Below are 345 nucleotides of genomic sequence, written 5' to 3'. Positions count from 1 at the left end.
ACTCGGCTCTCCTCCACCTCGTCCTCACGATCGACCGGTCCGTCGCCGGCCGCGGTGGTCTGCTGAGGATCGTCGGCCTGCGCCCGCAGCCGCGCCGGGTGCTCACACTCGCCGCCGACCTGTGCCCCGAGGCCCGCTGGGAGACCTATCTCACCTCTCCCGGGCCGAATTGACGCCACCCTTCAGTGGTCGCACCCACGCGCTGCCCAGATGGACATGCCTGACCGAGACCCTGGGAACCGCCGCCCCCGCGACGGCCAGCGCCGCCAGATAGCCGTCCGGCACCGGCAGATCGCGCACCGACCAGACGCCCCGGAGCTGTCCGGACGCAACGTGGGTGACCTG

General features: G+C 72.2%; 1 protein-coding gene. It reads right to left on the bottom strand.

Annotated features, from left to right (window positions below; genetic code table 11):
• Nucleotides 1-150: 150 nt before the first annotated feature.
• On the bottom strand, nucleotides 151-345 hold a 195-nt coding region (locus TN53_RS48990; RefSeq protein ID WP_046264413.1), incomplete at its 5' end, for a hypothetical protein.

Origin of the sequence: Streptomyces sp. WM6386, assembly GCF_000972385.1 — a bacterium.
GTDB lineage: Bacteria > Actinomycetota > Actinomycetes > Streptomycetales > Streptomycetaceae > Streptomyces.
Note: the sequence above shows the minus strand (reverse complement) of the source record. Positions and strands in the feature narration are given on the sequence as shown.